Source organism: Streptomyces sp. NPDC087859, assembly GCF_044742595.1.
GTDB lineage: Bacteria > Actinomycetota > Actinomycetes > Streptomycetales > Streptomycetaceae > Streptomyces > Streptomyces canus_F.
Map to the genome: position 1 here is coordinate 489317 of NZ_JBIUUU010000006.1, position 25700 is coordinate 515016.

The following is a 25700-nucleotide window of genomic DNA, read 5'->3' on the forward strand; positions in this document are numbered from 1 at the left end:
AGCGTCATGGCGCGGTGTCCTCCACGAGGACCCGCGCCATCGTCCGTTCGGCGAGCGCCGTGATCGTCACGAACGGGTTCACCCCGATCGATCCGGGCACGAGCGAGCCGTCGGTGACGTACAGCTTCGAATACCCCTTCACCCTCCCGTAGTTGTCGGTCGCCCTGCCCAGCACACAGCCGCCCAGCGGGTGGTAGGTGAAGTCGTCGGCGAAGGTCCGGTTGCTCGAGCCGAACAGGTCGGTCCGGTAGATCGTGGTGTTCGCCGAGTTGATCCGGTCGAACAGCTTCTTGGCCATGCCCGACGACACGGCGCTCTGCGCGGCGGTCCAGCCGAGGTTCACGCCGCCCGTGGCGCTGTTGTACGTGAACGTCGCGCGCTGCGGGTTCTTGGTGATCGCCAGATAGAGGCTGACCCAGTGCTCCAGTCCCGTGGGTAAAGGAGCGATCTCCGCGAAGACCGGGTTGGCGGTGTTCGCCCAGTCGTCGATACCCATGACCGGCATGGTCGACTGGTTGGCCCCGACGGTGTCCCACAGGTGGTTGGCCCGGCCGAGCATGGTGTTGCCGTTGGGTCCCCAGCCGGCGCCGACGCTCGCGTCCAGGGCGGGCAGGGTGCCCGTGTCGCGGGCCCGGACGAGGAGTTCGGTGGTGCCGAGGCTGCCGCCGCCGAGGAAGAGGTAGGTGCAGCTGTACTGCTTGGTCTCGACGACCGTGCCGGCGTCGTTGATGCGGTCGGCGGTCAGCACGTACGTCCCGTCGCTCGCCCGGCTGACGGCCCTGACCCGTTCCATCGTGTTGATGGTGACGTTGCCGGTGCCGAGCGCGGCGGCGAGATACGTCTTGTCGAGGCTCTTCTTGCCGTGGTTGTTGCCGTAGATGACCTCCTGCGCGAGAGCCGACCTGGTCGCCGTGCCGGCGGCCTCCTTCTGCATGTAGGCGAAGTCGTAGGTGCTGGGCACGAAGGTGGTCCTCAGGCCGGTTTTCTGGGCGTGCTTGCGGGAGATGCGCGAGAACCGGTACCACTCCGTCGACTCGAACCACGTGGGGTCGACGGTGTTGACGCCGAGCATGGAGTTGGCGCGCGGGAAGTAGGTGCCGTACATCTCGTCGGCGTCGACGGTGGGGAACTGCTCGGCGAAGTACGACTTCAGCGGGGTCACCGCCATGCAGCCGTTCACCAGGGAGCCGCCGCCGACGCCTCGCCCCACGAACACGGACATGTTGGCGAAGCGCACCCGGTCCAGGACGCCCGGGTACAGGCTGATGTCCTTGTTGACGACGTCCAGCCACAGGAAGGTGGCCAGCGGCGCCTCGGTGCGGGTGCGGAACCACATGGAGCGCTGGTCCGGATTGGCGGTGGAGCAGAAGACCTTGCCGTCGGAGCCGGGGGTGTTCCAGAGCCGGCCCATCTCGATCATGATCGTGCGGATGCCCGCCTGACCGAGGCGGAGGGCGGCCACGGCGGCGCCGTAGCCCGAACCGACCACGATGGCGGGGGCGTTGTCGACGGCGGCCGGTTCTACGGCCTGTGCCGACTGGAGACCGATGCGGGTGAGACCTGCGGCGGCGGCCGTCTGGAGGGCGGCCATGCCCAGTATGTGACGTCTCGTCAGCTGACGCTGCATCAGTTTTGCTGTCATGCGCGCAGCATCGGCGGATTATCCGCTTCCGGCTATAGCAACGTCTTCAACTTTTCCGCCAACAGATCCCAGCGCCACTTCTCCTCGACCCACTCCCGCCCCCGCTCCCCCATCCGGCTCCGCAGTTCCGCGTCCGCGAGGAGTACGACGACGCGCTCGGCCGTCTCCTCCACCGAACCGCCCCGCACCACCCAGCCGGTCTCGCCGTCCAGTACGGCGTCCGGGGCACCGCCCGAGTCCCCCGCCACCACCGGCAGCCCCGTCGCCGACGCCTCCAGGTACACGATCCCGAGCCCCTCGACGTCGAGGCCGCCCCGACGGGTCCGGCAGGGCATGGCGAAGACGTCCCCCGCGCCGAAGTGCGCGGGCAGCTCGGACCAGGGCACCGCACCGGTGAAGCGGACGGAGTCGGCGACCCGGGTCTGCGCGGCGAGCCTGCGCAGCTCCTTCTCGTACGGCCCCCCGCCGACGATCAGCAGCACCGCGTCCGGCTCGGCTGCGAGGATCCGCGGCATCGCCAGGATCAGCGTGTCCTGCCCCTTGCGCGGCACGAGCCGCGAGACACACACCACCACCGGCCGGTCGGTCAGCCCGAGCCGGGCCCGCACGGCAGCGCCCCCCGACCCCGGATGGAAGGTCTTCTCGTCCACCCCCGGCGGCAGCTGCACCATCCGCGAGACCGCCGCGGGCGTCAGCGCCCCGGCGATCCGCGACCGGGTGTACTCGCCGAGGTAGGTGATGGTGTCCGTGCCCTCCCCGATCCGGCGCAGCAGCTGCCGCGCGGCGGGCAGCTGGGCCCATCCCGCCTCGTGCCCGTGGGTCGTGGCCACCAGCCGTTCGGCCCCGGCCTTCCGGAGCGCGGGCGCCATCAGCCCGAGCGGCGCGGCCGCACCGAACCACACCGACGTACAGCCGTGCTCCCGCAGCAGTCCGACGGCCGTACGCGTGGCCGCGGGCGTCGGCAGGAGCATCGTCGTACGGTCGCGTACGACGGTGAAGGGCTGTTCGGCGTCGAAGGCGGCCGTAGCCTCGGCGCCCTCGCGGCCGCGCTTCCAGGTGGACGCGTAGACGACGAGCCGTTCCGGGTCCAGCCGCAGCGCCATGTTGTGCAGGAATGCCTGGATACCGCCCGGCCTGGGCGGGAAGTCGTTCGTCACGATCAGGGTCTTGTGCATCGCCGCCGACCCTATCCAAAGCACCCGCCCGCCCCGCTCCACGGCCCGCCCACGGCTCGGCACGGCCGCGTTTATGGCAAGCACACAGGTGGACGGGACATCATGGCCATCTCAAGAGTGGCAATCTCGGGAACGGCGACGGGCGAACAGGGGCTCCGGTGAACATTGCGGGTGCGAGGCGGTCTCCGGCCGGACTGCTGGTGACCTGGGGCCTGACGCGGCTGCTGCTGCTCCTGTTCGTGCTCAAGGTGTTCGTCTTCCCCGGCCCGGACGTCACCAGCGACGTCTCCGTGATCTACCAGGGCTGGTACGACGTCCTGCGCACCGGAACGTTCCCGCTGGACGACGTCACCTGGCAGTACCCGCCGGCCGCCGCGCTCGCGATCCTCTCCCCCGGACTGCTGCCCTTCCTCCCGTACGCGACGGCGTTCTTCCTCCTCGCCTTCCTCGCCGACCTGGTCGCCTTCTCCCTGCTCCTGTACGCGGGCCTGCGCCCCGGTCGCTCGCTGCGCGGTGTCTGGGTGTGGGTGGTGGGCGTGCCGCTGCTCGGGCCGACGGTCTACGCCCGCTACGACGTGATGGTCACCACCGTCGCGGTGGCCGCGCTGCTCGCGGGCGCCCGGCACCCTCGCGTGGCGGGCATCCTCGTGGGCCTCGGGGCGATGCTCAAGGTGTGGCCGGTGCTGCTGCTGGTCGCCGTCCGCAGCCGGAGCACCTGGATGGCGACGGCGGTCACCGCGGCCGGCCTCGCGGCCCTGTTCTCCGTGTCCATGCCCGGCGCCTTCGCCTTCCTGACGTTCCAGGCCGACCGGGGCACCGAGGTGGAGTCGCTGGGCTCCCTCGTCTTCCATGTGGCCCGGCAGTACGGCTGGGACGGCCAGGTGCTGCTCAACTACGGTTCGGTCGAATTCCTCGGCCCCTGGGTCAACGTCGTCAGTACGGCCGCCCTCGCCCTGACCGGTCTCGCCTTCGGCTGGCTGCTGCTGTGGCGGCTGACGGCCACCCGCTTCCAGGCGCACACCGCGGCCGACGCGGCCTTCGTGGCGGTGCTGATGTTCACCACGACGAGCCGGGTGATCAGCCCGCAGTACATGGTGTGGCTGATCGGTCTCGCGGCCGCGTGCCTGTGCTTCCGGGCGAGCCGGATGGGGGTGCCCGCCCTGATCGTGCTGGTGGCGTCCTTCGTGACGGTGCTGGAGTTCCCGATCTACTTCGGCAACGTCGTCGCCAGCGACGGCCTCGGCGTCACGCTGCTGTTCATCCGCAACGGCCTGCTGGTCGCGGCGGCCGTCCTCGCGGCCGTGGAGCTGTGGCGCTCGACGGTGTCGTCCGAGGCCGAGAAGCCGCTGCCCGCGCAGGCCACGCTCACCACCGAGGAGACCTCGGTCTCCCCCTGACACCGACCGCTGCGGAGCGGGGCTCCGCCCCTCAGACCGAGGCCCGCGCCACCAAGACCTCGGTCACCTCCTGACGCCGGGCCGCGAGCAGGGCGACCACCGCGCACTGCAGCGCCATGGACAGCGCGAGCGCCAGGCACACCCCGGGCAGCCCCAGCCCGGACAGCCCGTACGCCAGCGGCAGTTGGACCGCCGTGCCGAGCAGCGTCACCCGCAGCAGCACCGGCGCCCCTCCGCTGCCCTCGAAGACCCCGCCGAGCGCGATGAAGCAGGCCATCAGCAGCAGATAGGGGCCGACACAGCGCAGGAAGAGCACTCCGTCCCGGGCGACGCCGGGTCCGGCGCCGAAGGCGGCCATGATCCAGGGGGCGGTCAGGGCCAGCAGAAGGGCGGCCCCCAGCGCGAACCCTCCTGAGACCAGCACGGCCTGCCGCCCGATCGCCCGCCGCGCGTCCCGGCCCGCGCCCACCAGATGCGCGGTGTGGATGGAGGCGGCCTGGCGTACCGCGTAGAAGCCCATGGTGGCCACGTACATGACCTTGTACGCGATCGAGTACCCGGCCACCGCCGTCACCCCCAGCCGCGCCACGATCGCGACCAGCACCAGCGCCCCGCTCTGTCGCACGGTGAAGTCGGCGGCCATGGGCAGCCCCGTGCGAAGTGTCCTGCGGAAGGCCACCCCGGGCCCGGCGGCGGTGCGCAGCAGCGCGTTCCGCCGCAACGCCACCAGCCCCGCCCCCAACGCCACGCCCCGGCACAGCACCGTCGAGGCGGCGGCGCCCTGGACGCCGTAGAGGTGGATGAGGAACGGGTCGCAGACCAGGATCAGCCCGCTCGCGAGCAGCGCCAGCCGCATCGGGGTCCTCGTGTCCCCCGTGCCCTTGAGGATCCCGTCGACCAGCTGCTGGGCGAAGAAGACGGCGATGCCCGGCATCGAGACCGCGAAGTAGCCGACCGCCAGGGGCAGTGCCGCGCCCCCGCCCAGGACCAGCCGGGCGAGGGGTTCGCGCAGCAGGAATCCGCCCGCCGCCACCAGCGGGGTGATCAGCCAGAACACCGCCCAGCCCCCGCGCACGGCCGCCCGCACGGCCCCCGGATCCCGCGCGCCGCGGGCGTGCGCGACCAGCACGGTCGTACCGGAGCCGAAGACCAGGGCGACGCCGAGCAGCACGTTCTCGGTGTTGGTCGCCACCGCGACGGCGGCCACGGCCGGGCCGCCGAGCCGGGAGACCCAGACGGTGTTGATGATCCCGGCGGCGACGGGGGCGAGGAGCGAGAAGTAGACGGGGTGGGCCAGGGCGATGAGCTGCTTGCGGTGACTGTCCACGTGGGGACCCCCTCTTATCGAGCTACCTCGATTCGAGGTAGCTCGATAAGAGGTAGCATGGCGTCACGACACCCGCAAGGAGGAATCACGGTGCTGGAGCTGTCGATCCTGGGCTTCCTGGCCGAAGAGCCCCTGCACGGCTACGAGTTGAAGGAACGCATCAAGGCGCTCAGCGGCCATGTCCGCCCGGTCAGCGACGGCGCCCTCTACCCGGCGATCACACGCCTCATCAAGGCCGGCAAGCTCGACCAGCACGAGGAGCCGGGCGCGAGCGCGGCCCCCCGCCGCATCCTCTCCCTCACCGACGAGGGCCGCGAGGAGCTGCTGGAGCGCCTGCGCCACCCCAAGCAGGCCGAGATCACCGACCAGGTCCGCTTCAACACGGTCCTGTCGTTCCTACGGCACCTGCCGGACCGCCGCGAACAGGCCGAGGTGCTGCGCCGCCGCCTGGACTTCCTGAACGCGCCCACGAGCTTCTTCTACGACCGTGGCGAGCCGGTCCGCGCGGAGGAGACGGACGACCTGTTCCGGGCGGGGATGCTGCGGGTCGCGCGAGCCACCGGGACGGCGGAGCGCGCCTGGCTGACGGAGGCGATCGAGCAGCTCGGTCAGCCCAGCCGAGCGCGCAGATAGTCCCGCCACCGCGCGGTGAAGTCGACCAGGTCGGTGTCCAGGACCCGCTCCAGCGCGTCCTCGACCGCCCCGGCCCGCTCCTTGTGGGCGCCCACGGCCTCGTAGAACTCCCGCAGCTTCGGCTCGCCCCACTGCTCCGCGACCATCCGGCACGCCATCCAGCCGCTCTCATAGGCCTGGGCGAGCTCGGTCGCTTCGCCGCTGAAGCCGAAGTCCCCGTCCTCGGGCAGCGCCGCCGGCACCCGCCCGTCGGTCACGGCCCGCCAGAGTTCGGGAGCGGCCTGCGCGGGCGAGCGGCCGGAGCCGAGGTAGCCCACGAAGTCGGCGTACCCCTCGGACAGCCACAGGGGCGTGGCGGCGCTGGTGTGGGCGCGGGTGGCGACATGGGTGGTCTCGTGGGTGAGCACGACCTGCTTGCCGACATCGCCGAGGACGCCGTACGCGTCGGGGTTGACGATGATCCGGTCCGCGGGCGCGCTCGCCGGGGCGCCCGTCTCGCCCGTGGTGACGGCCGCGATCCCGCGGTACGAGGAGGCGGGTGAGCCGAGCAGCGCCGCCATGCCGTCCAGGGAGCTCGGGACGAGGACGACGACATGCCGGGACCAGTCGGTGCCCCAGGCCGCCGAGACGGCCGGAACGGCGTGGTCCGCCAGATCGGCGTAGGAGTGCAGCGCCTCGGTCGACTGCTCGGCGCCCAGGACGAGGCTGTGCTCGCCGCGCACGACGGCCACCTCGCCCTGGTCCCAGAGCTGCTCGGCGGACTTCTCGGCGGGCCTCTCCGTGTCCACGTACCACTGGCCGCCGGCGTCCAGGCTCAGCGTGAGGGTGCGGCCGACGCTGACCGGTGCGTTGTCGTAGCCCTGTATCCGGTAGTCGAGCGCGGCCTCGGCGGTGGCCGTGGCCCCGTCGCGGTGCAGGGCGGTCAGACGGTACGACCAGGCCGCGAACGGCACCCCACGGGCGTTCTCGAACCAGTCCAGGTCGCCCGTCCTGCGAAAGGCCGCCCGGTCCCGGTCCAGGACGGCGGCCGAGCGCCGGTCCAGGAGCCGCTGGACATCGGTCCTGGCGGTGTCGGAGACGGGCCTGCCGCCGCATCCCACCAAGGAGACCAGCAGCAGGCACAGCGCCACGACACCGTGCTTCGACGCCCGCCTTCGACCAGCCATTCGCCGATCGTACGGCGGCACCGAGGCGTTGGTCAGACCCTGGTGACCGTCGCCCCCGGCATCATGCCCACCGGGTCGTAGCGCACGGGTGCGCCGGGGTAGGGGGCGTGGATGACCTGGCCGTTGCCCACGTACATCCCGACATGGCTGGCGTCCGACCGGTAGGTGACCAGATCACCGGGCTGGGCCTGGGAGAGCGGCACCTGGCGGCCGGCATGCCGCTGGGCCTGCGAGGTGCGCGGCAGGGAGACACCGGCCTGACGGTACGACCACACCATCAGGCCCGAGCAGTCGAAGCCCGAGGGGCCGGTGGAGCCCCAGACGTACGGCTTGCCGAGCGCGCCGCGGGCGGCGGCGACCGCGGCACCGGCCCTGCCGTTGGGCGGGACCACGCCGCCGAGGTCGGGCATGTCCGCACGGCCCGACCGAGAGGCCCGGTCGTAGGCGGCGCGCTCCGCGGACGGCAGGGAGTTGAGGAGCTCACGGGCCTTGGCGAGCTTCTTCTCGACGGTCCGCTTGTGGGTCGCCACCGCCTTGCGGCTCTTCTCCAGCTCGGAGAGCTGCCCGGCCGCCTCCGTGCGCTCCTGGGTGAGCTCGCGCATCGCCTCCTGGAGGTCCTTGAGCTCACCGGCCTGGTGGGCGCTGATCCGGTCGAGGGCGGCGGCCTTGTCGAGGTAGTCGTCCGGGTCGTCGGAGAACAGCAGGGCGAGGGAGGGGTCGAGACCTCCGGCGCGGTACTGGGCGCCGGCCAGCGAACCGAGCGCCTCCCGCATGGAGTTGATGCGCTCCTGCTGCCGGGCGATCCGGTCCTGGGCGGTGGAGACCTGCTTGCGGAGGGTGTCGGCCCGTTCGTCGGCCTTGTTGTAGGCCTCGGTGGCCTGCTCGGCCTGCTCGTAGAGACGGTCCACCTCGGCACGGGTGTCGTCGTGCGGCACGGCCGACGCCGGTACGGCTCCGAGGGCCGCGGCGGTGGCTGACAGGACACAGAGCGCGGCGGACGCGCCCCGGTCGAACCCGGACGGTACAAGGCGGCGATGGAACCCCACGGGAAGCCGCACTCCTTCCGCTGGCGGACAGGGAAACGCGGCAGACAGTAGCCCCGTGGAGGGGCCCTCACCAACGACCGTCAGGGGCGCACAACGCGACGCCCCGCCTCTGACGCAGGTCATAGGCGGGGCGCGGGGTCAGTTCAGGTTGTCATGATTCGCCCGTTCGGGCGGTGCGGTGTCCTGATCTCGGACCGCTCGGGGTCAGACGCGGACGCCGAACATGAACGGGCCGCCGATCGTGCTCATCGACTCGTAGCGGACGACCGTGCCGCTGCGCGGCGCGTGGATGATCTGCCCGTTGCCCGCGTACAGACCGACGTGGTGCAGGTCGTTGAAGAAGAAGACGAGGTCGCCGACCTGGAGCTGGCTCTGCGAGATCCGGGTGCCGTAGTTGGCCTGCGCCTCCGAGGTGCGCGGTATGCCGACGCCGGCCTGCGCGTAGGCCCAGGAGGTCAGGCCCGAGCAGTCGTAGGAGGCGGTGCCGGTGGCGCCGTAGACGTACGGCTTGCCGAGCTGGGACTGCGCGGCCGAGAAGGCGGCGGCGGCCCGGCCGGAGGCGGGGGTGGACTTGCCGAGGTCCACCCGCTCGGCGGAGGAGCGGCTGGCGCGGTCCTGCTCGGCGGCGAGGGCGGCCTTCTCGGCGGCGGTCAGGCTGTTGAGGAGCTTCTGCGCCTCGGCGAGCTTGCCCTGGACTTCCTTCTTCTTCTTGGCCAGCTCGGTGCGGGTGCTCGAGAGGTCCTTGAGCTTCTCGGAGGCCTCGGAGCGCTCCTGCGCGAGCTCGCGCTGCTTCTCCTGGATCTTCTTCAGCGCGTCGACCTGCTGGGCGCTGAGCTGGTCGGCGGTGGACGCCTTGTCCAGGTAGTCGTCCGGGTTGGACGACAGGAAGAGCTGGAGGGAGGAGTCGATGCTGCCCGTGCGGTACTGGGCGGCGGCGGCCAGACCCATGGAGTCCCGGAGGTCGTTGAGCTCCTCCTGGCCGCGGGCGACGTTGTCCTGGATCGTGGAGATCTCCTTCTGGAGCTTCTCCTGCTTCTCCTTGGCGCCGTTGAACTTCTCGGTGGCCTGCTCGGCCTCCTCGTAGAGCTTGTCGACCTTGGACTTGACCTCGTCCTTGCTGGGCTTCTCGCTCGGTGCCGCGTTGGCGGCGTTGGCGCTCAGAGCGACTGCAGCGGCAGCAGCTGTGGTCAGCACGGTCACGCGCGTGCGGCTCGGCTGCTTGGGTCGACGGTGGGACGCCACGGAGGTGAGCTCCTTCTTGTGAGTGATCACCCGTTCGGAGGTTCGAGCCCAGACCCTAGTGACCTTCTTGTGATCAGTTCAAATCCTCACGAGAAAAAACCCGTCACAGGCTGCATTCTTTACACACAACTCACGAGCAGTGATGCCGGATTGACGCTACGTTGCGTGACGATTGCGCTAATTCGGGCATTAAACCTGGAAGTTGACGATCAGGACAGCCGCTTCAAAAGCATCGCCGAAGCGACAGGCCGGGCCCCCGCCTTGGCCACCCCGTCGGCGACCTCGCGGTCGGTGGAGGCGACGATGACCGGCCGCCCCGGCGGCTCGGCGCGCACCAGCTGGCGGATCAACTCGTCAGCGGTGACACCGGGCTTGGAGAACAGCACCCGCACTCCGCGCGGCGGCGCGAGCAGCACCGGCGCGGCCAGCTCCGCCCCGTCGAAGACACACGTCACTTCTGCCCCGGTTTGGGCGGCGAGCTGCGAGAGCTGACCGAGGAGCCTGAGCCGCTGCTTCTCCAAGGGCATCTGGGGATAGCCGGTCTTGGTGACGTTGTAGCCGTCGACCACCAAGTGCGCCTGCGGCAGGGCGAGAAGCTGGTCCAGGATCGCGGGGTCGTTCTCGGACAGGGCCCGCGCCGCGATGTCCTTCGGGGTCATTCGTCCCGGTTCGACCGCGTCGACGGTCTCGGCCGGCCGTACGGACACCGGCGGCAGGGCCAGCTCCCGGCGCAGCCCTTGGGCCGCGTCGAGCACGGTGTCCAGAAGCAGCCGCACCCGCATGTCCTCGACGCTGCGCCCCTCGCGGGCCGCCCTGCGGGTGGCCTCGAGGGCGGCCTCGACCTCGCTCAGGCGGGCCTTGAGCCGCCGGGCCTCGACCTCGGCGGCGGAGACCTGGTTCTGCCCCTCGGCGCGTACGGTCTCGATCTCGCCCTGGATCTTGCGCAGGGCGGCCTCGCCGCGCTTGACGTCGCTGTGGGCGGCGCGCAGCTTCCGGTGCAGCGATTCGGCTTCCTTCTTCGCCGACTCCAGCTCGGTGCGCAGCCGCTCGGTCTCGGTCCGGGTGTGCTCGCGCGCGTGCGCGAGCTCCTCACGCAGCCGTTCCAGCTCGGCGCGGCTCTCCTCGTCGGCGCGCTCGGCGTCGGCCCGCTGGGCCTCCTCGCCGGCCGCCGTCACGAGCTTCACCCAGCCGGTGGGGCGCAGCACATAGGCCGCGGCCGCCACGTCGAGCGGATCCGCGGCCGGGGGCGGTGCGCCGGAGTCGAGGGCGCCGGACAGCTCCGGCTGGGACTCTCTGAACTTCTCCCCGATCCGCTGCCGGAAGAGCGGATCGGTCTCCAGTGCCGCGGCCATCGCGTTGCCGGCGAATTTGGCCCGCCGGTTGGGCGCGAAGCGCGCGTACTGTCTGAGCTGTGCGGGCAGTTCGCCGACGGTCAGCCCGCCGAAACCGTCGGACACGATCTGCACGACCCGGCGGCGGACGCCGTCGGGCAGCGGACGGTCGAGCACCTCAGCGGCGCCGTCGCCCGGCCCCCCGCCTGCGCTCTCCACCATCCGTCAACACCCCAACCGTTCCGCAGGGCCCGCTCCCTCAGGAGCCGGCGCCCGGCCTGTCCACGAGTTCCACCTGATCCACGGCATTGCACCAGCGGCAGCGCACCGACTCGATGGTCTCACTGACCACCTCGCGCTCCTCGACCTTCGGCTCACCGGCGAGGTCGAGGTGGACGTACTCGACGACCTTCGACGAGCGGGTCACATCGAAGCGCGTGAGGTTGCCACAGAGGGTGCAGCGCCACCGCGTCGAGGCGGTCGGCAGGGGAACCGTCATCGTGACTGTGCTCATTCCTTCTAGGTCTCCATTGTCCGCGACGCGCCGGTCTCCCGGCGCGTGTGGCCGTAACCCTACGGCCTGGCGGGGACTCGCCGCTGGTCCGTCCACGGCGGCGAGGCGGTCTGTCGGCTTGCGTCCCGTTACGTCATGCTCTGTGTTCATGATCAGCAACTGGAGCGTGGTGGCCGGCCGGGCGAGCAGATCGCTGTGGCGGTCGGCACCGATGACCTACGGCCTCATCGCCCTGTGCTGCGCGCTCTTCGTGGTCGGCCCGGCAGCGGGCCTCAATCCGGCGTACGGCTCCGGCGACGCGCTGACGGCCGTCCAGCGCGCCTACTTCCACCGCTGGGGCGTAGTCCCCGCAGAACTGTTCGAGGGTTCCGCCAGAGCCGTGCTCACCCCGGCGACAGCGCTCTTCGTCCACGGCAGCTGGGTCCACCTCCTCGGCAACATGCTCTTCCTCTACGTCTTCGGCGTGCTGACCGAGGAACGGATGGGCCGCGTCCAGTTCACGCTCTTCTACCTGGGCTGCGGCTATCTCGCGCTGCTGGGCTACGCGGCCGCCAACGCCGACTCCGAGCAGTCACTGGTCGGAGCCTCGGGGGCGATCTCCGCGGTCCTCGGAGCGTTTCTCTATCTGTTCCCCGGGGCCCGGGTGACAAGCCTGCTCCCGTTCCTCTTCTTCCTCCCGCTGCGCTTCCCCGCCTGGGTCGTGCTGCCCTTCTGGGCGACCCTGCAGTGGCTGGCGGCGGGACAGGCGTCGCAGGGCCCGGGAGTGGCGTATCTGGCGCACCTCGTGGGCTTCGGCCTGGGCTTCGCCTTCGCCTGGGTGCGATTCGGCCGTGCCACTAGAGTGAAGACCGCCCCAGCAGCGGCCCCCGAGGGAGAGAACCAGCAGTGATCACCGCGATCGTCCTCATCAAGACCAGCGTGGACCGGATCCCCGAGATCGCCGAGTCGATCGCGGCCCTGGACTCCGTGAGCGAGGTCTTCTCCGTCACCGGCACCTACGACCTGATCGCCATGGTCCGGGTCAAGCAGCACGAGGACCTCGCCGAGGTCATCCCCGGCAGCATCAGCAAGATCCCGGGCGTCGAGGGCACCGACACCCACGTCGCCTTCCGCACGTACTCCCAGCACGACCTGGAGGCGGCGTTCGCGATCGGGCTCGACAGCTAGGCGGTGACGTCGAGGGCGGTGATGCCCTTGGCCGTGCCGGCGTAGACACGGCGGCCGCGGACGACGGGGCTCAGCAGGACGCCCGGATCGGCACCCACCTCGGCCTTCCAGAGCCGCTTGCCCTGTACGTCGAGGGCGTGGATCTCGGTGTCCGTGCGCACGTAGACGGTGGTGTCCACCAGCACCGGGTCCGAGAAGGCCCCGCCTCCGCCGTACGTCCAGGCCACCTCGCCGTCCTTCGTGATCGCCCGGAGCGTCGCCTCCGCGGCGGTCACCCCCAGGAAGTCGAAGGTGGCCGCCTTCGCCGGGACGTAGGAACCGGCGATGCCCTGCTCCCTCCATTTCAGGCGGCCCGCCAGGTCCAGCCCGAACAGTTCGTTCGCCTGGTTCCCGGTGCTCACGACCACGGTGTCGCCGCTCACGGCGGGGCGGCCGGCATCACCGTCCAGCAGGGCGTCGAACGGCTTGGCGGCGCCTTCGTCGGTGATCCCGTAGAGGTGGTTGTCGTAGCAGGGCACGTAGAGGACGCCATCGGCCACGACGAGCTCCTCGGTCGGCGCACCGCCCACCGAGGCGTCCCAGCGCACCTTGCCCCGGCTGTCGTACGCCTGCACGACACCCGCGCCGTCGAAGGCGCGCACCGCGGAACCGACGACGACGGCGCCTGCGAGTGCCACGGGCTGCCGGAAGTACGGGCTGGGCAGAGCCCTCGTCCACATCTGCTCGCCTTCGGCGCTCACCGCGATGAGCCGGCCCGGTTCGGCCGGCTCCCCGTCCGCGTTCACGGTGTCGGTGACCACGGCGACGAAGATCCCGTCGGCGGTGACAACCGGCCTGGTGACGGTGGCCTCCCCCTTGATGAGGGGCACCCCCCAGCGTTCCTTGCCGTCGCTGCCCACGGCCCGCAGGGTCCCGTCGGCCACGGCGACGTACAGCGTCCGGCCGTCGGCGGAGAGCACCCCGCAGGGGCCGCCGCTCAGGCTCGGCGCGCCGCCGGCCTCGTACGTCCAGCTCACGGCCGCCTTTCGCGCGACGGCCCCCGGCGCACTCGCGCTCCCGACCTTCCCCTCAGCGTCGACGTCCGGCCTCCCGAACCACCACCAGCCGCCCGCTCCCCCGACGGCGGCGACCACGCCCCCGCCCGCCACGGCCCGCAACAGCCGGCGCCGCGAAGGCGCGGGCGCGGAACCGGGGACCACGGCCGTCACCGGGACCTCCGGCACCACCACACCCGGCACCGGCATGTCCGTCGCCGTCACCGGCGCCACGTACTCGACCCGGCTCTCCCGCTCCCCCGACTCCCCCTGCGGAAGCCACCGTTCGTCACCCTTGACCGCCACGGACTCCGCCGGGACGTCCCGGAACCAGCCGGACCGTACGCTCTCCCGCAGCGTTCCCGGCGTATGCCCCACGGCCCCGATGACGGCCTCCGGCGTCGGCCGCTCGCCCGGCTCGTCCCGCAGACAGGACTCCACCAGCGGCAGCAGCCCGTCCGGGACGCCCTTCAGATCGAAGTCCCGGGTCAGCACGCGCAGCAGGATCACCGAGTCCTGGCCCTCGCCGAAGGGCTCGCGGCCGCTCGCCGCGTACGCCAGCACCGCGCCCAGGGCGAAGACGTCGCTCGGCGGGCCGACCTGGCCGCCGTTGCGGATCTGCTCGGGCGAGACATAGCCGACCGAGCCGACGATCGCGCCCGTGCGGGTCATCGCCGTGGCCTCCAGCGCCCGGACGATCCCGAAGTCGATGACCCGGGGGCCGTCGGGGGCGAGCAGGATGTTGGAGGGCTTGAGGTCCCGGTGGACCATGCCCTTGGCGTGGATGGCGCCCAGCGCCTCACCCAGCGCCGCCGCCAGCACCCGTACCGCCGTCTCCGGCAGCGCCCCGCCGTCCAGCACCGCGTCCCTGAGGTTGGGGCCCTCCACGAACTCCGTGGCCATCCAGGGGTGTTCGCCCTCGGGGTCGGCGTCGACCACACGCGCGGTGTACGTCCCCGTCCCGCCGACCGTCTGCGCGGCCCGCACCTCCTGCCGGAACCGGGCGCGGAAGGTGCGGTCCTGGGCGTACTCGGACCGCACGACCTTCACCGCCAGCCGCAGTCCCGCCCGTGACTCGGCGAGATAGACCTCGCCCATGCCGCCCGAGCCGAGTCGGCCGCGTACCTCGTACGGGCCGATCCTGCGTGGGTCCGTCGCGCGCAGCACCTGCACTTCCTGCTCCCCCGTCGGCGTGAACCTGTCGAGGAGGCAGGGTATAGCAGGCCTGTCAGCAGGTCAGACCGCCGGGACGCAACGGCCGTCCTCCGTGCGGTACTTCCACTTCGCACCGTCCTGGACGAGTTCCTTGACGGCGGTCACGAAGCGCTCGACGTGCTCGTCCGGCGTGCCCGCGCCGAAGCTCACCCGGATCGCGTTGAGGGACTTCTCGCCGGGCGCGGCCTCCGGGGCTCCGCACTCGCCCTGGGTCTGGGGGTCGCTGCCGAGGAGGGTGCGGACGAGGGGGTGGGCGCAGAAGAGGCCGTCGCGGACACCGATGCCGTACTCGGCGGAGAGGGCGGCGGCGAAGTGGGAGCTGTTCCAGCCCTCGACGACGAAGGAGATGACGCCGACGCGCGGGGCGTCGTCCCCGAAGAGGGAGAGGATCCGGACCTCCGGGACCTCGGCGAGGCCGGCCTTCACCTTCTCGATCAGGTGCCGCTCACGGGCGACCAGGGTGTCGAAGCCGGCCTCGGTGAGCGCCTTGCAGGCCGAGGCGATGGAGTAGGCGCCGATCACGTTCGGGGACCCGGCCTCGTGGCGGGCCGCGGTCTCGTGCCACTCGACGTCCACGCCGCCGTCCGTACGGCGGGTGACCTTGCGGCTGGCGCCGCCGCCGGCGAGGTAGGGGTCGGCGGCCTGGAGCCAGTCGGCGCGGCCCGCGAGGACACCGGAGCCGAAGGGCGCGTACAGCTTGTGGCCGGAGAAGGCGATCCAGTCGACGTCCAGGTCCCGCACGGAGACCGGGTGGTGGGGGGCCAGCTGGGCGGCGTCCAGGACGATCCGGGCGCCGTGCGCGTGGGCGGCGGCGGCCAGCTCACGCACCGGCCACAGCTCGCCGGTGACGTTGGAGGCGCCGGTCACGCAGACCAGGGCCGGGCCGTAGGGGTCGCGGGCCGCCAGGGCCTTCTCCAGGGTCTCGACGGCCTGGGCCGGGGTGCGCGGGGCGTCGAGGTAGGTGACGCGGGCGTCCTGCCAGGGCAGCAGGCTCGCGTGGTGCTCGGTCTCGAAGACGAAGACCTGGCAGTCGGCGGGGAGGGCGGCGGCGAGGAGGTTCAGGGAGTCCGTGGTCGAGCGGGTGAAGATCAGCTGGTCGTCGGCGCGGCAGTCCAGGAACTCACAGATCGTCTTACGGGCGTTCTCGAAGAGGTCCGTCGACAGCTGGGAGAGGTAGCCGGCGCCGCGGTGGACACTGCCGTAGTAGGGGGCGTAGGCCGCCACGTCGTCCCACACGCGCTGAAGCGCGGGGGCGCTGGCCGCGTAGTCGAGGGCCGCGTAGGTGACCTCGCCGCCGGTGACGAGCGGGACGGTGACATCGCTTCCCAGAACGGGCAGCGGGGCACAAATGGTCTGGGCGGCGGCAGCGGTGGAGACAGACATGGGGAACTCCCGTGAGAGAGCATGCCGAAGCAGGGCATGCGGAGATGAGGAAAAGGGTGCGCGGAGGCGGGGCTCGGCAGCCCTATCGCATTCGCTTGCTCACGGAAGACTCCCTCGAACGACCAGGACCCCTGGATTCGAGAGGGGCCCGCGCTTGCCGTAGACCTCGCTGCCTACGGCCTGGTCTTCACCCGGGGCACCCCGCCACGGACGGAGGGTTGCCGGACAGTCGGCCGGGGCCTCATGACTGTCACTCATGACCTGGTCAAAGAACGTACGCGATGTGATCGTCGTCCCGCAACCCGTGTCCGGATCGCGGGACGACAGCCGGTGGCGTCAGGCGTTGCTGGCCGCCGCCCAGCGCTCCAGGGTCCGCTTGGCCGCGCCGGAGTCGATCGACTCGGCCGCCTTCGCCATGCCGACCCGGATCTGGTCCACGAGCGGTGCCTCCGTCGGTGCGAACGCCACCAGCGCCGCGGCCGAGTTGAGCAGGACCGCGTCCCGCACCGCTCCGGTCTCGCCGTCCAGCAGACGCCGGGCGACCTCGGCGTTGAACGAGGCGTCCGCGCCCCGCAGCGCCTCCACCGGCACCAGTTCGAGACCGACGTCCCGCGGGTCGAAGGCCTCCTCGCGCACCTTGCCGTCGCGGACGACCCACACCCGTGAAGTGGCCGTGGTCGTCAGCTCGTCGAGACCGTCGTCACCGCGGAAGACCAGCGCGGAGGAGCCGCGCTCGGCGAGCACTCCGGCCATGAGCCCCGCCATCCGGGTGTCGAAGCAGCCGACCGCCGAGGCGGTGACCCTCGCGGGGTTGGTCAGCGGGCCGAGCAGGTTGAACGAGGTCGGGATCCCGAGGTCCCGGCGGACCCCGCCGACGAACCGCATCGACGGGTGGAACCTGGCCGCGAAACAGAAGGTGATGCCGGCCTCCTCCACCACCTGGGCCACCCGCGCGGGCGACAGGTCCAGGTTGATGCCGAGCTTCTCCAGGACGTCGGAGGAACCGCTCGCCGAGGACGAGGCCCGGTTGCCGTGCTTGACGACCTTCGCCCCGGTGCCCGCGATCACGATGGCGGACATCGTCGAGATGTTGACCGTCTTCGCCCGGTCGCCGCCGGTGCCGACGATGTCGACGGCGGGCCCGGGGATGTCCAGCGGCTGCGCGTGCGCGTACATCGCCTCGACGAGACCGGTGATCTCCTCGACCGTCTCCCCCTTGGCCCGCAGCGCCACCATGAAGCCAGCGATCTGGGCGTCCGAGGCCTCCCCGCTCATGAAGCGGTCCATGGCCCACGCCGTGTCACCGGAGCTCAGGTCCTGCCCGGCGAGCAGGGCGCTCAGTACCTCGGGCCAGGAACGGCCCGCCGCGATGTCGCCTCCAGCGGGGGTCACAGCGCTCATAAGGCCGCTCCAGGATGTCGTAGAAGAGTGTGGCCCCACCCTATCCAGCCGCAGGGCACGCCGAAGGGCCCCGTCCGGTGTTCGGACGGGGCCCTTCGGTGCGCGTGGCGAGCGCAGCGATCAGTGGTGGCCGTGGCCGCTCGTGATCTCCTTGTACTCCTCGACGGTCGGCTTGGGGATCTGGGACTCCTCGCCGAAGTACGCCTTGCTCAGCTTGACCCGCAGCTTCTCGGAGCCCTTCACCTTGCGCTCGACGCCGTTGTCGTCGACCGTCGGGCCGATCTCGGCCGGCACGTACTGCTCGTGCGCGGTGAGCGTGTGCAGCGCGTCCTGGCTGAGCGGCTCGTGCACCTCGATGAACTCACCGTGCGGCAGGCGCTTGATGATGCCCGACTCGCGGCCGTGCAGCACCTTGTCCCTGTCGCGGCGCTGGAGGCCGAGGCAGATCCGCTTGGTCGCGATGAACGCGAGCACCGGGGCGACGAAGAACGCGATCCGGACGAACCAGGTGATCGAGTTGATCGACAGGTGGAAGTGCGTGGCCCACAGGTCGTTGCCGCCACCGATCAGCAGCACGAAGTACACCGTGAGCCAGGCGACACCGAAGGCCGTACGCGTCGGAGCGTTGCGCGGGCGGTCCAGGATGTGGTGCTCGCGCTTGTCACCGGTGACCCAGGCCTCGATGAACGGGTAGACCGCGATCGCGACCAGGACCAACGGGAAGATCACCAGCGGGATGAACACACCCAGGACGAGCGTGTGACCCCAGAAGTTGATCTCCCAGCCCGGCATGACACGGATCAGGCCCTCGGAGAAGCCCATGTACCAGTCGGGCTGGGCGCCCGTGGACACCTGGTCCGGCCGGTAGGGACCCATGGACCAGATCGGGTTGATCGAGGCGATGGCCGAGATGACCGCGATGACACCGAAGACCAGGAAGAAGAAGCCTCCGGCCTTGGCCGTGTAGACCGGGAACAGCGGCATGCCGACCACGTTCTTGTTGGTCTTGCCGGGGCCCGCGTACTGCGTGTGCTTGTGGACGAACACCAGGATCAGGTGCGCCACCATCAGGCCGAGCATGATGCCCGGCAGCAGCAGGATGTGGACCGAGTAGAAGCGGGCCACGAAGTCGCCGCCCGGGAACTCGCCGCCGAAGAGGAAGAACGACAGGTACGTGCCGACGATCGGCACGGACAGGACCGCGCCCTCCATGAAGCGGACACCGGTGCCGGAGAGCAGGTCGTCCGGGAGCGAGTAGCCGGTGAAGCCGGTGAACATGCCCAGGACGAACAGCAGGAAGCCGAACAGCCAGTTGACCTCACGCGGCTTGCGGAACGCGCCCGTGAAGAACACGCGCATCATGTGCACGAACATGCCGGCGAGGAAGATCAGCGCCGCCCAGTGGTGGATCTGCCGGATCAGCAGACCACCGCGCACATCGAAGGAGATGTGCATGGTCGAGTTGAATGCCTCGGACATCAGCTGTCCCTGCAGCGGGACGTAGCTGCCGTGGTACTCCACCTCGTTCATCGACGGGTGGAAGAACAGCGTCAGATACACACCCGTGAGGATGATGATGATGAAGCTGTACATGCAGATCTCGCCCAGCATGAACGACCAGTGGTCGGGGAAGATCTTGCGCATGTTGGCCTTGGCCAGGGAGTAGATCCCCAGCCGGCCGTCGGCCCAGTCGGCGAGCTTCTCGCCGGCCGGCGCCTTCCCGCGGTCGCGGGCGGACTCGGTGTTCTCGTTGGTGCTCATCCGCGCTCCCAGAAGGCAGGACCGACAGGCTCTTCGAAGTCGCCCTGCGCTTCGAGGTAGCCCTCGTCGTTCACGGCGATGCGCAGCTGCGGCAGGGCGTGACCGGCGGGGCCGAAGATCACTCGGGCGCCGTCGGAGAGGTCGAAGGTGGACTGGTGGCAGGGGCAGAGCACATGGTGCGTCTGCTGCTCGTACAGGGAGATCGGGCAACCGACGTGGGTGCAGATCTTCGAGTACGCGACGATGCCCTCGTGCGACCACTCGAGCTCGCGCTTGTCCTTGATGTCGTCCGGCTGGAGCCGGACGATCATCAGGGCCGCCTTGGCGATCTCCGTCTGGAATTCGTGGTCGTCCTCCTCCAGGCCGTCGGGCTTGGCGAAGGTGAGCGAACCTACGGCGATGTCCGAGGGGCGCAGCGGCTCGTTGGTGTTCATATTGACGAGCAGCAGCCCCTTCTTCCACATGGTGTGGCGGAGCTTGGTCCCGGGCAGCGGGCCGAGGTCGCGCAGCAGCACGACTCCGGCCAGCGGCACCAGGGTGAGCGCACCGAGCATCGTGTTGCGGATCAGCTTGCGACGGCCGATCGCGGACTCCTTGGTGCCCGCCTTCCAGTCGTCGAAGACCTTCTCGCGGACCTCGGGAGCGGCCGAGATCGGGTGCCGCTCGTCGACCATCTCCTCGTCGGACATCAGCGTGCGGGCCCAGTGGACCGCGCCCGCGCCGATCGAGAAGAGCGCCACACCGAGGGTCAGACCGAGCGCGAAGTTCAGCGCGTTGATGTGACCGATCGGGAAGACGTAGATCGCCTTGTCGTGCGGCACCGCCACGTACGAGGCGATGAAGGCGACCGTGGCCAGCATCGACAGTGTGAACAGGAAGGCGACCACACGCTCGGAGCGCCGGGCGGCCACCTCGTCGATGTCCTGGACGCGGTGCTCGTGGGGCGGCAGGCCGGGGTCGGCGAACGGGTTCTTGTCGTCCGCGACGCTTACCGCACCGTGTGCGTCCCGCTCTGCGGGCAGGTTCTCGTTCTCTTCCGGAATGTCTTGGCTACTCATGACTTCTTGGCCTTTGCGGTCCGGGCGGCGAGCCAGACGGCAACCGCGATGAGCGCACCGAGTCCGAACACCCACGCGAACAGACCCTCGCTGACCGGACCGAGTCCGCCCAGTTCGAGGCCGCCGGGGCTCTCGGTGTCCTCCCCGTTGACCGCGTCGAGGTACGCGATGATGTCCTGCTTGTTCTGCTCCGACAGGGTGGTGTCGGGGAACGACGGCATGTTCTGCGGGCCGGTCTGCATGGCCTCGTAGATGTGCTTCGGGTCGACGCCCTCGAGGCTCGGCGCGAACTTGCCGTGCGTCAGCGCGCCACCCTTGCCGGTGAAGTTGTGGCACTGCGCGCAGTTGGTGCGGAACAGCTCGCCACCCTTGGCGATGTCCGCTCCGTCCGGGCTGTACTCGTTCTTCGTCGGGATGGCCGGACCGGCACCCAGCGAGGAGACGTACGCGGCGAGCTGGTCGATCTCGGCCTGCGTGTAGATGACCTTCTTCTTCGGGACCTGCGCGCCGGGCTGCTGGGCCGGCATACGGCCGGTGCCGACCTGGAAGTCGACGGCCGCGGCGCCCACACCCACGAGGCTCGGGCCGTCGGTGGTGCCCTGCCCACCGGTGCCGTGGCAGCTTGCGCAGCCCACGGCGTACAGCTTCTTGCCCTCCTCGATGGTGAGGGACTGGGCGGTCTCATCGGCCTGCGCCTTGTCCGCCGGCGCGAACGCGGCGTACAGCCCCCCGGTGGCCGCCAGCGCGAGGAGTAGGACGACGACCGCCGCCAGCGGATGGCGTCGTCGTGCGGAGAGCTTTTTCACGGATTACCCCGGTGTCAGGATCTTCTGCGTCGATGCTTCTGGAATGTGCGGGAGCGGGCCCGGCTACTTGATCAGGTAGATCGTGGCAAAGAGGCCGATCCAGACGACATCGACGAAGTGCCAGTAGTAGGACACGACGATGGCTGCGGTCGCCTGCTCGTGCGTGAACCTCTTGGCCGCGTAGGTGCGGCCGAGGACGAACAGGAAGGCGATGAGGCCACCCGTCACGTGCAGACCGTGGAAACCGGTGGTCAGGTAGAAGACCGAGCCGTACGGGTCCGAGGAGAGCGAGAGGCCCTCGTGCTTCACCAGCTCGGTGTACTCGTAGACCTGACCGCCGATGAAGATCGCACCCATCACGAACGTGACGATGAACCACATCCGGAGCTTCTTCACATCACCGCGCTCGGCGGCGAACACGCCGAGCTGGCAGGTGAGGGAGGAGAGCACCAGGATCGTGGTGTTCGTCGCCGAGAACGGGAGGTTCAGGAAGTCTGCCTTCTCCTTCCAGAACTCGGGACCGGTCACCGATCGGAGGGTGAAGTACATCGCGAAGAGGGCCGCGAAGAACATCAGCTCGGAACTCAGCCAGATGATGGTTCCGACGCTGGTGAGGTTCGGCCGGTTGACCGACGGGTGCGCGTGCCCGGTTTCTACTGTCGTTGCTGTCGCCACGACCGACATTATGTCGGTCCCTTATCCCGCCCTCACTCCCGGGGGTGCCGTTCGGGGTGTCCGCAGCGTGTGTACTGCCCGTATGGCCCATCGCGGGGGTGTTCAAGCGGGTGTTGACCGGGTGTTCAAGGGAGTAGCATCCGCCGCATCGGGCTCTGCCCGTTCATGGCCGTACGACACTGATGTCACGGAGGATCCATGCAGGCGACCGCCACGGTGCTGGTCTACAGCGACGACTCCAACACCCGCGAGCAGGTGCGGCTCGCCACCGGACGCAGGCCCGCTCCCGACGTCCCCCAGGTCGAGTTCGTGGAGTGCGCGACGCCTGCCGCCGTCCTCAAGGAACTGGACCGGGGCGGTATCGACGTCTGTGTCCTGGACGGCGAGGCCGTGCCCATGGGCGGTATGGGGCTGTGCCGGCAGGCCAAGGACGAGATCTTCAACTGCCCGCCGGTGCTGCTGCTCATCGGGCGGCCCCAGGACGCCTGGCTGGCCACCTGGAGCCGTGCCGAGGCCGCGGTGACGCATCCCGTGGACCCGGTGGAGTTCGCGTCGGCGCTGGCGTCCCTGCTGCGCCAGAAGAAGGCCCTGAGCGCCTGATACGGCCGCTCAGATCGATTCGGGACGCAGTCTCGCCTTCTCCTCCGGGCGGGGGCCGTCGGGGCTTCCGCCCACCAGGGCGCTGCCGTTGCGCCACTTCTTCCAGCCGAGGTTCCAGTCCCCGAAGCCGTTGCCGAAGGCTTCCATGGTGTCGCCGTAGGAGTTCACGACCTTGACGACGTCACCCTCACGGACGTTGTCGAAGAACCACTCGGCGTTGCCGGTGCTCATGCCCGTGCAGCCGTGGCTGACGTTGGCGTACCCCTGTGACCCCACCGACCAGGGGGCGGCGTGCACGTACTCGCCGCTCCAGGTGACGCGGGTGGCGTAGTAGACGGGCAGGTCGTACGACTCCGAGGAGCCCTCGGAGATACCGATGCTGGTGCCGCGCATCCGTACGAAGTACTCCTTGCCGAGTACGACCTTGACGCCGTTGCGGGTCTCGAAGCCGGGCTTTCCGGTGGTCACCGGGATGTCGTTGATCGCCTTGCCGTTCTTGTAGACCGTCATGGAGTGCGAGGACGCGTCCGTGACGGCGATGACCCGGTCGCCCGTGGTCAGCTTGAGGGGCTTGACCTTGCCGCCCCACAGCCGGTCGCTGATCTTGATTCCGTCCAGATTGCTTCGAACCTGGATGGTGGCCTTGCTGGGCCAGTACTCCTTGGGGCGGTAGTGGAGTTCCTTGTCGTCCACCCAGTGCCAAGCGCCTTCCACGGCGGGCATCGAGTCGACCTTGAGCGCGCGCTCCACGATGGCCCGCTGCGCCTTGTCCTTGACGGGCTTGCTGAGTTCGGCGGTGATGGGCTGGCCGACGCCGTACGTGCCCGCCTTGGGGCCGAAGGTGACCTTCAGGCGCTTCTTGGTGAGGGGCTTGCCGGTGTCGAAGGCGAGGACCTTGCGGCCGGGCGCCCCGTCCTCGTCCTCGGTGCTCACCCGCACCGTGTAGTGGGCGCTGGCCGCCAGCGGGCTGGTGCTGTGCCAGCGGGTGCCGTCGGCGGAGAGTTCGCCCGCCACATAGCGTCCTGTCGCGTCCAGGGCCGTGACGTCCGTGATGCGTCCGTCGTCGTCCTCGGCGGTGACTTCCAGGGGCTTGTCCGGGTCGGCCTTCTTGCCGTCGCCCGAGGGGCCGTTGAAGGAGATCTGGTCCGCCGCGTCGTACGGCGCCGCCGACAGCGGGCTGCCGTCGCTGCTACAGGCGGTGGCGCCGGCGGTCAGGGCGACCACCAGCAGCGTGCAGGAGATCACGGTGCGTGTACGCGGAGTCTGGCTCATGACTTCACGCTAGGAAGCTTCGTCCGCCGCGGCGCGGTGGGTGACTCGTACGAGGGAACAGCACTGCTGCAAAAGCGGGAAGCCCGGACACTCCGTACGGAGTGTCCGGGCTTCTTTGAGCTCAGCTCGTGCTACTGGGTGCGGTTCTCACCGCGGTAGTACTCGAAGACCCAGCCCCACAGGCCGACCAGGATCAGCGGCGCCGAGAAGTACATCAGCCACCAGCCGATCGCGATCGACAGGAACGCCAGCGCGCCACCGATGGCGAGCGACAGCGGCTGCCAGCTGTGCGGGCTGAAGAACCCGACCTCGCCGGCGTCGTCCGCGACGTCCGCCTCCTTGTTGTCCTGCGCACCGACGTCGACCCGCTTGGCCGTGAAGCCCAGGTAGAAGCCGATCATGATGCACAGGCCGAAGGCCAGGAAGAGCGCCGTGGTACCGGCAGGCTCCTTCGACCACACGCCGTAGACGACCGCCATGGCGAGCACGAAGACGCTCAGCCACATGAACATCCAGCCTTGGACCTTCACTTGCCGGCCTCCTTGCCACCAGCCAGGGCCTTCTCACCGTGAGGCGCGTTCTCGAGCTGGTCGAGAGCCGCGATCTCCGGGTGATGCAGGTCGAACGCCGGGGATTCACTGCGGATCCGCGGCAGGGTGAGGAAGTTGTGCCGCGGGGGCGGGCAGGACGTCGCCCACTCGAGCGAGCGGCCGTAGCCCCACGGGTCGTCGACCTCGACCTTCTTGCCGTACTTGGCCGTCTTCCACACGTTGTAGAAGAAGGGCAGGATCGACGCGCCGAGGACGAACGAGCTGATCGTCGAGATCGTGTTCAGGGCGGTGAAGCCGTCGGCCGCGAGGTAGTCGGCGTAACGACGGGGCATGCCCTCGGCACCCAGCCAGTGCTGGACCAGGAAGGTGCCGTGGAAGCCGATGAACAGCGTCCAGAAGGTGATCTTGCCGAGGCGCTCGTCGAGCATCTTGCCGGTCATCTTCGGCCACCAGAAGTGGAAGCCGGAGAACATCGCGAAGACGACGGTGCCGAACACCACGTAGTGGAAGTGCGCCACCACGAAGTACGAGTCCGAGACGTGGAAGTCCATCGGCGGCGAGGCCAGGATGACACCGGTCAGACCACCGAAGGTGAAGGTGATCAGGAAGCCGGTGGCCCAGAGCATCGGTGTCTCGAAGGACAGTGAGCCCTTCCACATCGTTCCGATCCAGTTGAAGAACTTCACGCCTGTTGGCACGGCGATGAGGAACGTCATGAAGGAGAAGAACGGCAGGAGCACGCCGCCGGTGACGTACATGTGGTGTGCCCACACGGTCACGGACAGGCCGGCGATCGAGATGGTCGCGGCCACCAGGCCCATGTAGCCGAACATCGGCTTACGGGAGAAGACCGGGATCACTTCGGAGATGATGCCGAAGAACGGTAGGGCGATGATGTACACCTCTGGATGGCCGAAGAACCAGAAGAGGTGTTGCCATAGCAAGGCCCCGCCGTTGGCGGAGTCGAAGACATGCGCACCGAACTTGCGGTCCGCCTCCAGGGCGAACAGCGCGGCCGCCAGGACCGGGAAGGCCAGCAGCACCAGCACCGCGGTCAGCAGCACGTTCCACACGAAGATCGGCATGCGGAACATGGTCATGCCGGGTGCGCGCATGCAGATGATCGTGGTGATGAAGTTGACCGAGCCGAGGATGGTGCCGAAGCCGGAGAAGGCCAGGCCCATGATCCACAGGTCGGCGCCGATGCCGGGGCTGCGGACCGCGTCGGACAGCGGGCTGTAGGCGAACCAGCCGAAGTCGGCCGCGCCCTGCGGGGTGAGGAAGCCACCGACCGCGATGAGCGA

23 protein-coding genes and 1 riboswitch are annotated in these 25700 nt (G+C 69.8%); of the genes, 5 read left to right on the forward strand and 18 right to left on the reverse strand.

The annotated features are described in order from the left end of the window. Positions 1 to 4: 4 nt before the first annotated feature. Both ACIOHP_RS17590 and ACIOHP_RS17595 read right to left on the reverse strand, forming a co-directional pair. The gene (locus tag ACIOHP_RS17590; protein WP_401888401.1) at positions 5 to 1591 is read right to left on the reverse strand and encodes a GMC oxidoreductase; all 1587 of its coding nucleotides are present in this window, start codon (positions 1589 to 1591) and stop codon (positions 5 to 7) included. 83 nt (positions 1592 to 1674) lie between these two features. Then, the gene (locus tag ACIOHP_RS17595) at positions 1675 to 2817 is read right to left on the reverse strand and encodes a glycosyltransferase family 4 protein (protein ID WP_401888345.1); all 1143 of its coding nucleotides are present in this window, start codon (positions 2815 to 2817) and stop codon (positions 1675 to 1677) included. 158 nt (positions 2818 to 2975) lie between these two features. Here ACIOHP_RS17595 and ACIOHP_RS17600 point away from each other — a divergent pair, with 158 nt between their 5' ends. Further along, positions 2976 to 4214, forward strand: a complete 1239-nt coding sequence (locus tag ACIOHP_RS17600; RefSeq protein WP_401888348.1) for a glycosyltransferase 87 family protein — start codon at positions 2976 to 2978, stop codon at positions 4212 to 4214. Positions 4215 to 4245: 31 nt separating this feature from the next. On the opposite strand, the gene ACIOHP_RS17605 is transcribed toward ACIOHP_RS17600, so the two are convergent. Further along, positions 4246 to 5541, reverse strand: a complete 1296-nt coding sequence (locus ACIOHP_RS17605) for an MATE family efflux transporter (protein ID WP_401888351.1) — start codon at positions 5539 to 5541, stop codon at positions 4246 to 4248. 90 nt (positions 5542 to 5631) lie between these two features. On the opposite strand from ACIOHP_RS17605, the gene ACIOHP_RS17610 reads away from it, so the two are divergent. Further along, the gene (locus ACIOHP_RS17610; RefSeq protein WP_361545363.1) at positions 5632 to 6174 is read left to right on the forward strand and encodes a PadR family transcriptional regulator; all 543 of its coding nucleotides are present in this window, start codon (positions 5632 to 5634) and stop codon (positions 6172 to 6174) included. Here the strand turns inward: ACIOHP_RS17610 and ACIOHP_RS17615 are convergent. The 5 genes from ACIOHP_RS17615 to ACIOHP_RS17635 all read right to left on the reverse strand — a co-directional run bounded on the left by ACIOHP_RS17615 (position 6150) and on the right by ACIOHP_RS17635 (position 11458). Then, positions 6150 to 7340: a hypothetical protein gene (locus tag ACIOHP_RS17615; RefSeq protein WP_401888354.1), complete on the reverse strand. Its 1191-nt coding sequence runs from the start codon at positions 7338 to 7340 to the stop codon at positions 6150 to 6152. The two genes, ACIOHP_RS17610 and ACIOHP_RS17615, sit on opposite strands and share 25 nt — an antisense overlap. Before the next feature lie 32 nt (positions 7341 to 7372). Further along, a complete protein-coding gene (locus ACIOHP_RS17620; RefSeq protein WP_401888357.1) occupies positions 7373 to 8386 on the reverse strand; it encodes an NlpC/P60 family protein in 1014 nt (337 codons plus the stop codon). Positions 8387 to 8590: 204 nt separating this feature from the next. After that, positions 8591 to 9628, reverse strand: a complete 1038-nt coding sequence (locus tag ACIOHP_RS17625; protein WP_401888404.1) for an NlpC/P60 family protein — start codon at positions 9626 to 9628, stop codon at positions 8591 to 8593. 209 nt (positions 9629 to 9837) lie between these two features. Continuing rightward, a complete protein-coding gene (locus ACIOHP_RS17630) occupies positions 9838 to 11181 on the reverse strand; it encodes an NYN domain-containing protein (protein WP_361545371.1) in 1344 nt (447 codons plus the stop codon). Positions 11182 to 11218: 37 nt separating this feature from the next. Next, positions 11219 to 11458 carry a hypothetical protein gene (locus ACIOHP_RS17635; protein WP_037719539.1) on the reverse strand — a complete coding sequence of 80 codons (240 nt, stop codon included), beginning with the start codon at positions 11456 to 11458 and terminating at the stop codon, positions 11219 to 11221. A gap of 163 nt (positions 11459 to 11621) precedes the next feature. Here ACIOHP_RS17635 and ACIOHP_RS17640 point away from each other — a divergent pair, with 163 nt between their 5' ends. After that, positions 11622 to 12362, forward strand: a complete 741-nt coding sequence (locus ACIOHP_RS17640) for a rhomboid family intramembrane serine protease (protein ID WP_401888361.1) — start codon at positions 11622 to 11624, stop codon at positions 12360 to 12362. Further along, positions 12359 to 12640, forward strand: a complete 282-nt coding sequence (locus ACIOHP_RS17645; protein WP_046261229.1) for an Lrp/AsnC family transcriptional regulator — start codon at positions 12359 to 12361, stop codon at positions 12638 to 12640. The genes ACIOHP_RS17640 and ACIOHP_RS17645 overlap by 4 nt, the downstream gene beginning before the upstream one ends. Here ACIOHP_RS17645 and ACIOHP_RS17650 read toward each other — a convergent pair. The 7 genes from ACIOHP_RS17650 to ACIOHP_RS17680 form a co-directional block, all read right to left on the reverse strand. Next, on the reverse strand, positions 12637 to 14847 hold the full coding sequence (locus ACIOHP_RS17650) for a PQQ-binding-like beta-propeller repeat protein (protein WP_401888364.1): 2211 nt from the start codon (positions 14845 to 14847) through the stop codon (positions 12637 to 12639). The genes ACIOHP_RS17645 and ACIOHP_RS17650 overlap by 4 nt on opposite strands. 63 nt (positions 14848 to 14910) lie before the next feature. Beyond that, entirely contained in the window at positions 14911 to 16272 is a 1362-nt protein-coding gene (locus ACIOHP_RS17655; protein WP_401888366.1) for an aminotransferase class V-fold PLP-dependent enzyme, read from the reverse strand. Positions 16273 to 16417: 145 nt separating this feature from the next. Continuing rightward, positions 16418 to 16534: riboswitch (SAM riboswitch) on the reverse strand. 74 nt (positions 16535 to 16608) lie between these two features. Beyond that, a complete protein-coding gene (trpD, locus tag ACIOHP_RS17660) occupies positions 16609 to 17673 on the reverse strand; it encodes an anthranilate phosphoribosyltransferase (protein ID WP_401888369.1) in 1065 nt (354 codons plus the stop codon). Between the two features lie 120 nt (positions 17674 to 17793). Further along, positions 17794 to 19434 carry a cytochrome bc complex cytochrome b subunit gene (locus tag ACIOHP_RS17665; protein ID WP_361545389.1) on the reverse strand — a complete coding sequence of 547 codons (1641 nt, stop codon included), beginning with the start codon at positions 19432 to 19434 and terminating at the stop codon, positions 17794 to 17796. Next, a complete protein-coding gene (locus ACIOHP_RS17670) occupies positions 19431 to 20492 on the reverse strand; it encodes a Rieske 2Fe-2S domain-containing protein (RefSeq protein WP_361545392.1) in 1062 nt (353 codons plus the stop codon). The genes ACIOHP_RS17665 and ACIOHP_RS17670 overlap by 4 nt, the downstream gene beginning before the upstream one ends. Next, positions 20489 to 21298, reverse strand: coding sequence for a c-type cytochrome (locus ACIOHP_RS17675; RefSeq protein ID WP_307031929.1), 810 nt, complete (start codon positions 21296 to 21298; stop codon positions 20489 to 20491). The genes ACIOHP_RS17670 and ACIOHP_RS17675 overlap by 4 nt, the downstream gene beginning before the upstream one ends. Positions 21299 to 21361: 63 nt before the next feature. Then, positions 21362 to 21982 (reverse strand): heme-copper oxidase subunit III, encoded by a 621-nt coding sequence (locus tag ACIOHP_RS17680; RefSeq protein ID WP_171141838.1) that lies wholly within the window; start codon positions 21980 to 21982, stop codon positions 21362 to 21364. Positions 21983 to 22171: 189 nt separating this feature from the next. Here ACIOHP_RS17680 and ACIOHP_RS17685 point away from each other — a divergent pair, with 189 nt between their 5' ends. Then, positions 22172 to 22573 carry a hypothetical protein gene (locus ACIOHP_RS17685; RefSeq protein ID WP_361488633.1) on the forward strand — a complete coding sequence of 134 codons (402 nt, stop codon included), beginning with the start codon at positions 22172 to 22174 and terminating at the stop codon, positions 22571 to 22573. Positions 22574 to 22582: 9 nt separating this feature from the next. On the opposite strand, the gene ACIOHP_RS17690 is transcribed toward ACIOHP_RS17685, so the two are convergent. The 3 genes from ACIOHP_RS17690 to ACIOHP_RS17700 form a co-directional block, all read right to left on the reverse strand. Next, positions 22583 to 23845, reverse strand: coding sequence for an Ig-like domain-containing protein (locus tag ACIOHP_RS17690; protein WP_401888374.1), 1263 nt, complete (start codon positions 23843 to 23845; stop codon positions 22583 to 22585). A 131-nt stretch (positions 23846 to 23976) separates the two neighbouring features. Continuing rightward, positions 23977 to 24375: a cytochrome c oxidase subunit 4 gene (locus ACIOHP_RS17695; protein ID WP_361545400.1), complete on the reverse strand. Its 399-nt coding sequence runs from the start codon at positions 24373 to 24375 to the stop codon at positions 23977 to 23979. Then, the coding region (locus tag ACIOHP_RS17700) for a cbb3-type cytochrome c oxidase subunit I (protein ID WP_401888377.1) at positions 24372 to 25700 on the reverse strand (1329 nt) is incomplete at its 5' end. The genes ACIOHP_RS17695 and ACIOHP_RS17700, both read right to left, overlap by 4 nt.

Excerpts from the sequence above, each read along its gene's own strand:
- ACIOHP_RS17590 (WP_401888401.1), bottom strand. The coding sequence starts at position 1,591 with ATGGCCGCCCTCCAGACGGCCGCCGCCGCAGGTCTCACCCGCATCGGT.
- ACIOHP_RS17595 (WP_401888345.1), bottom strand. The coding sequence starts at position 2,817 with ATGCACAAGACCCTGATCGTGACGAACGACTTCCCGCCCAGGCCGGGC.
- ACIOHP_RS17615 (WP_401888354.1), bottom strand. The coding sequence starts at position 7,340 with ATGGCTGGTCGAAGGCGGGCGTCGAAGCACGGTGTCGTGGCGCTGTGC.
- ACIOHP_RS17630 (WP_361545371.1), bottom strand. The coding sequence starts at position 11,181 with ATGGTGGAGAGCGCAGGCGGGGGGCCGGGCGACGGCGCCGCTGAGGTG.
- ACIOHP_RS17635 (WP_037719539.1), bottom strand. The coding sequence starts at position 11,458 with ATGACGGTTCCCCTGCCGACCGCCTCGACGCGGTGGCGCTGCACCCTC.
- ACIOHP_RS17640 (WP_401888361.1), top strand. The coding sequence starts at position 11,622 with ATGATCAGCAACTGGAGCGTGGTGGCCGGCCGGGCGAGCAGATCGCTG.
- ACIOHP_RS17655 (WP_401888366.1), bottom strand. The coding sequence starts at position 16,272 with ATGTCTGTCTCCACCGCTGCCGCCGCCCAGACCATTTGTGCCCCGCTG.
- trpD (WP_401888369.1), bottom strand. The coding sequence starts at position 17,673 with ATGAGCGCTGTGACCCCCGCTGGAGGCGACATCGCGGCGGGCCGTTCC.
- ACIOHP_RS17665 (WP_361545389.1), bottom strand. The coding sequence starts at position 19,434 with ATGAGCACCAACGAGAACACCGAGTCCGCCCGCGACCGCGGGAAGGCG.
- ACIOHP_RS17670 (WP_361545392.1), bottom strand. The coding sequence starts at position 20,492 with ATGAGTAGCCAAGACATTCCGGAAGAGAACGAGAACCTGCCCGCAGAG.
- ACIOHP_RS17680 (WP_171141838.1), bottom strand. The coding sequence starts at position 21,982 with ATGTCGGTCGTGGCGACAGCAACGACAGTAGAAACCGGGCACGCGCAC.
- ACIOHP_RS17685 (WP_361488633.1), top strand. The coding sequence starts at position 22,172 with ATGCAGGCGACCGCCACGGTGCTGGTCTACAGCGACGACTCCAACACC.
- ACIOHP_RS17690 (WP_401888374.1), bottom strand. The coding sequence starts at position 23,845 with ATGAGCCAGACTCCGCGTACACGCACCGTGATCTCCTGCACGCTGCTG.